At 53.4% G+C, this 8751-nt stretch carries 5 protein-coding genes; all 5 read right to left on the bottom strand.

Going from position 1 to position 8751, the window contains the following annotated elements; all coding sequences use genetic code 11:
• Positions 1 to 139: 139 nt before the first annotated feature.
• Positions 140 to 586 (bottom strand): hypothetical protein, encoded by a 447-nt coding sequence (locus tag ACYVE4_RS30965; RefSeq protein ID WP_461044298.1) that lies wholly within the window; start codon positions 584 to 586, stop codon positions 140 to 142.
• A gap of 4 nt (positions 587 to 590) precedes the next feature.
• Complete coding sequence (locus ACYVE4_RS30960) at positions 591 to 2738, bottom strand: autotransporter outer membrane beta-barrel domain-containing protein (protein ID WP_461044297.1); 2148 nt, start codon at positions 2736 to 2738, stop codon at positions 591 to 593.
• A gap of 25 nt (positions 2739 to 2763) precedes the next feature.
• Positions 2764 to 6834: a hypothetical protein gene (locus ACYVE4_RS30955; RefSeq protein ID WP_461044296.1), complete on the bottom strand. Its 4071-nt coding sequence runs from the start codon at positions 6832 to 6834 to the stop codon at positions 2764 to 2766.
• A 1-nt stretch (position 6835) separates the two neighbouring features.
• Positions 6836 to 7972: a hypothetical protein gene (locus ACYVE4_RS30950; protein ID WP_461044295.1), complete on the bottom strand. Its 1137-nt coding sequence runs from the start codon at positions 7970 to 7972 to the stop codon at positions 6836 to 6838.
• The coding region (locus ACYVE4_RS30945; RefSeq protein WP_461044294.1) for a hypothetical protein at positions 7972 to 8751 on the bottom strand (780 nt) is incomplete at its 5' end. The genes ACYVE4_RS30945 and ACYVE4_RS30950, both read right to left, overlap by 1 nt.

The following is an 8751-nucleotide window of genomic DNA, read 5'->3' as shown; positions in this document are numbered from 1 at the left end:
GGAAAATGCGGCAATATGTGGGCAGCGATGCGCCGTTTGTTGCCGGGTCTTGTGAGTACCATTGTGTTTAGTTTAGGTTAAGTAATGCACTTGGGAAAAACCTTCCCGCTTGCTCAGGGCGGGAAGGGTATCTATTTGACTAAGTGAGAACACTGACATTTAGCTGGGCTATTTCTCCCAAATAAATCGGGATCATTTCGCCGGTCGTTACCGGGAAATCACCGCTGAAGACGGTGCCACTGAACATCGAATAAGGAAGCGTTCGGGCTTTGGGCCTGGCGACCGTTCCATAGCCAGCCACGACATCCCCCGCTAAAATGACCCGCTCGCCCAGCTTGACCTGATGGTAGCCGGAAAACTTTTCCTGGATTGGGGGATGGGCAATGGTGACAATTTGCCCGGTGAAACTGACCACCGGCTGCCAGGAAGGGGGCATCAGTCGTCCGCCCGGTGCGCTGTACAGTCGACTGGTAGTCAGTTCCGGCGTGGTGATCTCGTCGGCCAGCAGCAGGTAATACGTCAGCGAATTGCCGACGTAGAACTCCAGGGTGATCCGGCTGACCTGATCAGAAATGGGGCGAGGCATACTCTTAGTTGGAAGGTCTTAGTTCGACGGTCGAGAAGTTATTGCCGATTGTCTTATCCGAGCCGGTCGTGTTCTCGATGTAGACACTCACTGTATTGTCTGCGGTAACTCTGGCCCAGGTCTTACACCCCTGCAAATCGCCTAAGAACGTCGCATTCTGAAAGTAACCTACGCGTGCGCCTGCCAGCGTGAAGGAGGTAGTGGCCGTCGTACCGTTCGTAATCGTGCCTGGCGTCCACTGAACCGCTCCCCGGATGGCATCCCCCTGTTTACTGATGCAGTAAATGTTGGTCCCTTCGTACATGAATCGAAGGATCAGAATCTGACTCGCTGCCAGCAACACCGGAGGCTTGCCATCAAACCAGATGATGCGCGAATCCCAACCGCCAATCGTTCGGGTACCCGAGCCGTGGATCAATAACTCAAACGGCTCGCCATCGCGTGGTAAGTTGGTAAACACCAGACTGGCCACGTCGCCCGTGAGATAGGTTTGCATGAAGCGACCGAATCGGTAGTCCAGCGACAGCGAAGATTGATAGGGCCAGAACTGACGAATGCGCACAGTTGTGGAGAATAATTCTACCCATTTATTGCCTGCATCGTTGTACTTCAGGACCAGAATCGAGCCTTTGCCGCCAACAAACCGGCGAATATCGAGCGTCGAAGACTGAGAAAATACCGTGTAATCATCATTGATGTAGATCCAGACCACTTTACCCACTTTGCCCCCAGTTATGGCCGAAATGACGGTCGATACCGTGTTTTGCGTCTCGTAGTAGGTATCACCAAAATCAACACTAGGACTAGTACTGTTGAGGGTCAGAACGGTGTTATAGACCAGGTTGCCCATGCTAAAATTCGTCCCCGCATTGGCCAGAAAGGTCAGGTTCTTGGCTACAGTGCTGGACTTATCCGGATTGCTGGTGAACTGACTGCCAATAGTCACAACGCCGTTCGAACGAAGGTACTTAATGGCCTGGGTCGTGACGTTGTTGATGCTGACGGAGTTGATGGTAATGTTGCGCACATCGTTCCAGGTATTACCCCCCGGCACGCCGGTTGCCTCGTCACCCACCCGAATCCCATACGCACTCATGCCATCAATCGTACCGCCGATGATGGCCAGACTGGTCAGCTGAATATTATTGGTGTTGGTGGTCGAGGAATAATCCCGCGAGTAAATCACAATCCCACTGTTGCCCGAATAAGCCTCGCAATTGATTAGTTTGTTGTTGATACAGATCGACGGATACGCGGTTCCGGTTATGTTATCTGATACCAGCGCAAATCCATCGACCGAGGCCGAAAATGACCGGCAATCGGTGAATACAGCGTTGGCTGATTTACTGACAAAGCCGTGAATACCCCCGTAGGCATCGCAGCTTTTTATCACATTCCCCTTCGCCGTGCCGCCAAACTGCTCCATCAGAACCCCGTGATTCTGAACCGCGAAAATGACGTTTTCAACTTTGTTGTCGGAGGCATTATCCCGGATAACCACGCCGTTTCCAGAGGCATTCGTGATGCCCAGTTGACTAATTTCGTTTTTGTTGCCATACACCGTAATGGAGCCGTTGAGAATGGTTCCCCCGGTCACCGTCGTGCCATTCCAATACGCCTTTGATCCCTGAATCCGGACGCCACTGGCGGTTACCGACAGCGGACCGGTGTAGGTAATGGGTGCCAGCTGAAGATTAGGGTATTTGTCGATAATGGTGGATAGTATCGCCACGCTGCCCGTCAGATCGAACCAGCCGGCATTGGTGGGTCCAACGTACTGCCGTACCCAAAACGTATTGTTAGGCGCTGGAAACACTACGCCATTATCCACCGAATAGCCAGCCCCTGCCGCGTACCAGGTAAACGTACCGCCCTGAGTGGGATGATTGACAATCACCGATTGGCCCGCCTGACCAGGTGTCAGCGACAAACTAGCCACCGTGGCCAGGGTGAGCGGCCTTACCCCAATCGCATCGGCCAGGGCGTTGTTCACCTGAATGATGGAGTCGGGCGTAATCTTTCGCAGGCCGATGGGCGTGAGTTTTTTGGTAATTAAGGCTTTGAGTGCGGTCGTGGACAGGGGTGCGGTCTGGGCCTGCGCACTCGTCAGGCTGGCAAGAAACAGGAATCCAAGGATGAGAATCTTTTTCATGGTTGTTACGTAGGTGATTGATTGATTAATTAGCTGGACCATTGGAAGAGGCACTGACCCATTCGATGTCGATGGTTTCGTTAATGGCCGCACTGCCATCGACGCTGAAGTAGAATTCGTTGATGATCTGTTTCCACTCCGGTTTGCTACTTAGATCAAAGTGGGCAATGTGCCACTGACCGTCAGCAATCAGGGTGAGGGGGAGTTGGTATTGGTCTCCGTAACCCGCCCCATCCGGATATTTGGTTAAAAACCAGCTTTCGTTGGAGGGGAAGTTCGCCTGCCTGGCTCTGCGCCAGCACAGTTTCAGCGTTGGGTTGGATCGATTGTAAGCGGTGTAGCGATACTTCACATACACATGCTTATTCGACCCTTGCCAGGCCCCCGCTGGCGAAATGATCGACGATTCCGAGGATTTAAACGTCACGGGCCACGATGTTCGGCTCGTCTGATAGCCCGGATCAAGGCACTTACTCATGCTCCACAGCTGACGACCGCTCTGGTTAAATCGATACTCGGGCGTGGACTGATACCGGCTTTGCGTGTATTCGTAGGCTTTCGCCCGGATTTGATCCACTGTACCCAATACGGTCAGCCCTGAGAATCTCCAGGTGATGTTCCGATCCAGGATCATTTTGGGCTGCCAACTGATGTAATTTCGCCCAAAACCAGTGCCGTCCGCTACGTTGTAGCGGCCATTGAACTGACCAATGTTGGTGATGGGCGTTTCGAAGATCAAACCCGCCCCTTTACCCGTGGCTGGGTCGATCACCGCAATCCAGGGTTCGGTCAAAAACCATTCGCCGGGCCGAAAGCCGGAGTCGTCGGGCCAGTTCGAGCCGTCCAGTTGACGGGTTGGGGAATTGGTGTAGGGAGCATCCCCATCATAAAACACGGTGGTGCCTAACAGCCCATTGGCGTATAAAGCCGGTGTCTCCTGCTGAATGGGACTATCCTGCCAGTTATCGCCCCCATTGGCCGAGGTACGATTGAGGCTGAATTCGTGCCAGAATTTGAGTACGTTTCCCTCCAGTGCACGCCAGGATTTAATCTTGTCCCCTAAGCGTAAACCTAAGTTATCCGACTGGGTATCTCCATCCCACTGAGCGGCATCGACCTTAGTAAAAAGGGCGGATGAGCCGTTAATCGTGCCCGTGCCCAGTGCCTCCAGATGCGAACTAGCCCCGTGACTGGAGCCCATTTCCAGGAAATTATCGCCAATATTCTGCAAGCCTGGCAGGTCAGGTCGCACATCGGGCAGAAACGACCAGGGCGCTGGTCCACGGTACCCAACGGGTGTAAGGCCTGATCCAAGATCAAACGAAGGTATGGGATGACCACAGTCATCGCACTGACCGGCTTTAAACATCGGATTAGAGACGACGTTTATGCCGGTCGATAGATCGATCAGCGACTGAATGCCCCCCGCCAGGCCATTGCTGGTACCATACCCTTCTTTTAAGTTCAGCACTAGTTTGGCCTGCCCATTACTCTGCCCAATCGAGTAGGAACTTGGAATCGAACTGGGTGAAAATTCGTGATAGTCGAACGCTCCAGCGAGGGGAGTGCCCATCGTGACCGTACCCCCACCCGAACCCGGATCAGTGACCGTCACGGAGGTGCCTCCCGTTAGAATCACCCGGTTCGCTCCCGAAACCGGCGTAACCGTATAGGAATACGTCGCACTCGTGCCAGCCTGCTGGAGCGTGGCCACAATTGGATAAGCAGCATGCCAATAGAGTTTCCACTGCTTATCGTACGGACTTTGACCATCGAGTGGCCCAGGGCTGTAAAACGTCCCTGAGTTGACCGTTACGTTGTCGGGATTGGTGGTCCAGAACGTGGTACCATCCTGACGTTCGAATTTGATCTGACCAATCTGGCCAGCCCCTTCAAACGTCAACAGGGGTGGGTTATACGTATAGCGCATGCCAGCAATCCAGCTGGGAGCGGATGTCGTTTGACTGCCCGGATCGGTAACGGTACCCCCGTTGAGTTCTGACTCGACAACAGTGGGTGGCGTGGGATGGCTGGTGATTTTGGCTTCCCGGTAATCACCCCGCCAGGTGACCAGTTCACCCAGGAGTGTACGAAACTGAAAATACACATCCTTGGGCTGAGCGCCAGCCATTGCGTCGGGCAGCTGCCAATACTCCAGAAACGGTTTACGCCCTTTTAATCGGATGCGGTAACCCGGTGATTTCTGGCCAGCGCCTTTATCGATCCAGATCACCACATCGGTGTATTTATTGACGTCCTGCGAGGGCCACCAGCCATTGATCCAGATGGTGGGCTTACCGTCTTTGGTAGCCAGTCCACCCACTAAAATGGGCTTACGATAGAACTGCTCATCGGCATCCGGCCCCGACGTAATGCCTTGTTTGAAGATCCAGAATTTAGGCTGAATCAGCGTCCAGGGCGTGCTAAAGATCCAGTTCAGCTGCGATGCCCGGTGGAAGCCTTTGGTGTAGATTTCGGCACTAGCCCGGCTTTTACCGCCGTTGTTACTACCCAACGCAGACTTCGGCTGGGTCTCCATCCAGCCCCGGATGTAGTCGGTGAACAGATACATTGCAATGGCATGACCTTCCGTCCAGTCCGGATTCAACGGACGACTGTTGAGCGTCGCAAATTGCTCTTCGGTGAGGCCGGTTGATTCCGGACTCATGCCACTGGTGACCTCAGTATCGAGACGAAACTGAGAGGAGAAGCGAACGTTCTCAAAACCCGGCTGACGGATGTCTGACCTGGGCAAATGAACCCCTCCAGCCCGGAAGTACTGATTGGCGCAAAACCGGGCGTACATCCCGTAAAACTTCAGCTGCGATTGAAAGGCATCCTGATTGTAAATCACGGCTGACTGGCCCGTGATAGTGGCCGTGCGCACGCTGTCATTCCAGATCAGCCCACCCAGTGAATCAAGTTTGTAGGAGCCATTGGAATTTTTCTTGTACAGCGAATGATCATCGAAGGTGTGCTGCACGTAGGAGCCAACGCCCGTAAAGGCTTTGCCATCCCGCACCATAGCCCCCAGATCCGAGGGCGCACCCATCGGAGCTGATTGAGAAGAACCCCGAAACGGCTCCTGTATTTTATCGACTTCGTAGTATTCAGGCAGGCCAATGGTCGCATTGAAGCCCTCAAAAAAGTAGGGAGCCGGGTGGGCCAGATTGCCGTGATCGGTTAAACCAGAGGGCATGAATTTGCCTTCCAGTGCGGCTAATCGGTTAATCTCTTTGGTGATCCAGCCCACTTGGCGATACCACTGCTGGTAGGCAGTTAAGCCAGTGCCTGATCGCTCGGAATACACCTCATGATTGACGGAGAAGTAATCGACTCCAGCACCCGCCCAATCGGCTTGTTTAAAGGTGTTGTACCAGTATTGGGCATAGAGTTTAGCGGCCTCTTCGTTGCTGATCAGTACGTGCGTGCCTTCAAACGCAGGGAGCGGCCCTGCCCAATCTAAAAGCTGCTGTTTACGAGGATCACCACTATCCAGACTCTGCGCGGCATTGTAGGCGGCCTGGTAATTAGCCATCTCTAAAGCCCGTCGGTACTGCGTTGGATAGGGTTGATCAACGTCCCATTTAGCGGATTCGGCCACGTGCGTCCAGCCTCTACTCAAAAAGCCGTTATCACTTGTGTTCGAGTAGAGTCCACCCGGATAGATGATGACCTTCGAGCTATGCGCATTGAACTGCGGAAAGCGGTTCCAGGAAATCGTATTCAGCGCCGTTTGGGGAGCAAACGAGTAGTAATTACCCGTCAGCCGGGGCACGGTACGAGGCCCATCGGCCAGCACGGGCGCTACTGAGCTAACCACATTGTGATTCAGCCAGTCTTTCCGGGAATCAAAAAAGCTATACGAGTAGCGACCAACAATCGACCCTTCCGAGGGCAGGGGTTTGGTGACTAGTGTACCCGTATTGACTGCCTGCAAAAAGGCCGAGTTGCCAGCCGGATTTCGGGGATAAATTAAGGTATCCCGACGCACTACTTTCTTTACGCCAGTGCTCGACAGGGTGACCGTTTCTAAGGGTTGTGCGAAAGCGGGTAGCGCACAGAGGGAAAGCCAGAATAAGAGAATCGTTTTCATGTTAGGGAGCTACGGGAGGGGTATTGGGGGTTCCTGAATTATCGTCATCACCGCCAGTGATCATTGGATCACCGCTCAGCGTATACGTTCCATCGCTGGAGCCATCACAATCGCGGTTTTGCCAGTGCTTATTTTGGGTAGCTACTGGCTCGATGCTGGTGGTTTGGGAGAGCTTCGCGGTCTGATCCAGATTATTGAAGTAGGCATCGTCGAGCGAGCACGTCTCACCTGGTGTCCGGAGCAGGTACACCGTCTGGTTGATGGCCGCACTGCCATCGCCTGGAGTGGTTTTTTTCTGAAGCTGGAGACGTGTACGAGAGCCCGTTACATCCGCCGAGTAGACGGTATGCCGAGCGACCGCATTGTTGGGTACCTCATAGTCCATTGCAAACAGCAACTGCGACTGACCCATATAGCGGTATTCGAAACGAACCAAGTAGCCCGGAGGGACATTCGAATAGCCAGCCTTGCGAGAATAGCCAGCCCCTCCGTAATTACCCGTTACTCCGACTTCTTCGGTATACGGCTCATCACTCTGAAGCGAGCGCGTTTCGGCAATATTGACCGTGGAGCGGATATAGATGTTTAAATCCCAAAAACCGGCCCCGTTGTTAAGAACCGGATCGGAGAACGTCTGCTCGAAATCGATGGCGATCAAATTCGGCCACTCGACCTGATGACCGATAATGGTGAAGGTGATGACGGGTGGGTTTTGGGGAACCGGATATTGTGCAATGCGTTGAACCAGGTCATCCAGGGTGATGAATTCCCCCCGATGCACGGTAATACTACCCTGATTGTAGTAGACTAGATCGCGCTGCTTAACGACCATAATGCCAACAATCTCGCCCTCTGCCTGGGGGTATTGGGGCATGGTATAACCCTGTTCTGAAATCAGAAAATCGGTCGTGTAATTACCCTGATCGGTAACCTGCTGTAGATCGTCAATGGGCGCATTTAGAATATTGCTACCTCCGTCCGGAATGGTGTCAAAGAGCACCTTGTTGGGCGTAACCAGAAACAGCAGATTGGCCAGATACGGGCTGGCGTAGCGCCCCAGCGTATTGAGGGGCCATTCCCAGAGCTTACTGATAACGCCCGGAATGTAATGGTGATAATATCGTTTTGATTCGGCCATTAGGTGTCGAAAGCGTCAGAGAATTGCGTGTTGAACGTCGAGTAGCGACCGGCGAAGACAGGTCGGCCCGGACTGGCCAGTAGCCAGGGAGCCAGCGCCCCAATGGCCTCCAGCAGATCAGCGCCGGTGGGTTTGTTGGCGAGATCCTGTATGTAATCGACGAGTTGATCTTTACGTCGGTACAGCTGATTTCCAGCCGACTGATCCAGAAAGCCCAGTGTTAACGGGTTCGGACGATTGCCAGCGGCATCCCAAAGTCCCATTCGCTGAGGTGTTATGCCCCGAACCTCATCCGGAATGGTATCATCGATGTTGCGGGTAAGGGTAGGCTGGGTAATCGTCAGATTCCCACCGCCCACCATTTTGAAGTTGTGTGGAATGGGACCATCGCCCAGATCATCGGTTTCCCCCGTGTAGAAATCGTCTTTAAACAAATAGACGTAGGTCCATTTGTGAGCGAACAGCGTATCACCGTCCGTGGCTTCCTTAAGGGATTTAGAAACCAGACCAACGGGCAGAGCACCCTCCTGAGTGAGTCTATACTTTTGGGGTGATCGGTAAAAGTCTGTCCAGGTTTTTAAGACTGATTGTGGCCAGAAGCCCGTCGCCACATCCACTTGTTGTTGAGTGGATAGGTTGTACTCGACAAACTGACCATGGGATAGCTCGTAGGGAGAAGGCAAATAGCGTTCGGCCTGCTCTGAAAAGATGGACAGCTCCCCGCTGCCTTTGCCGTAGGTGGTGATCGTATCAATTGCCCCCAGACTCGTCAAATACGC

It is taken from the genome of Spirosoma harenae, from assembly GCF_054776975.1.
This window is presented reverse-complemented; position numbering and strand designations above follow the sequence as displayed.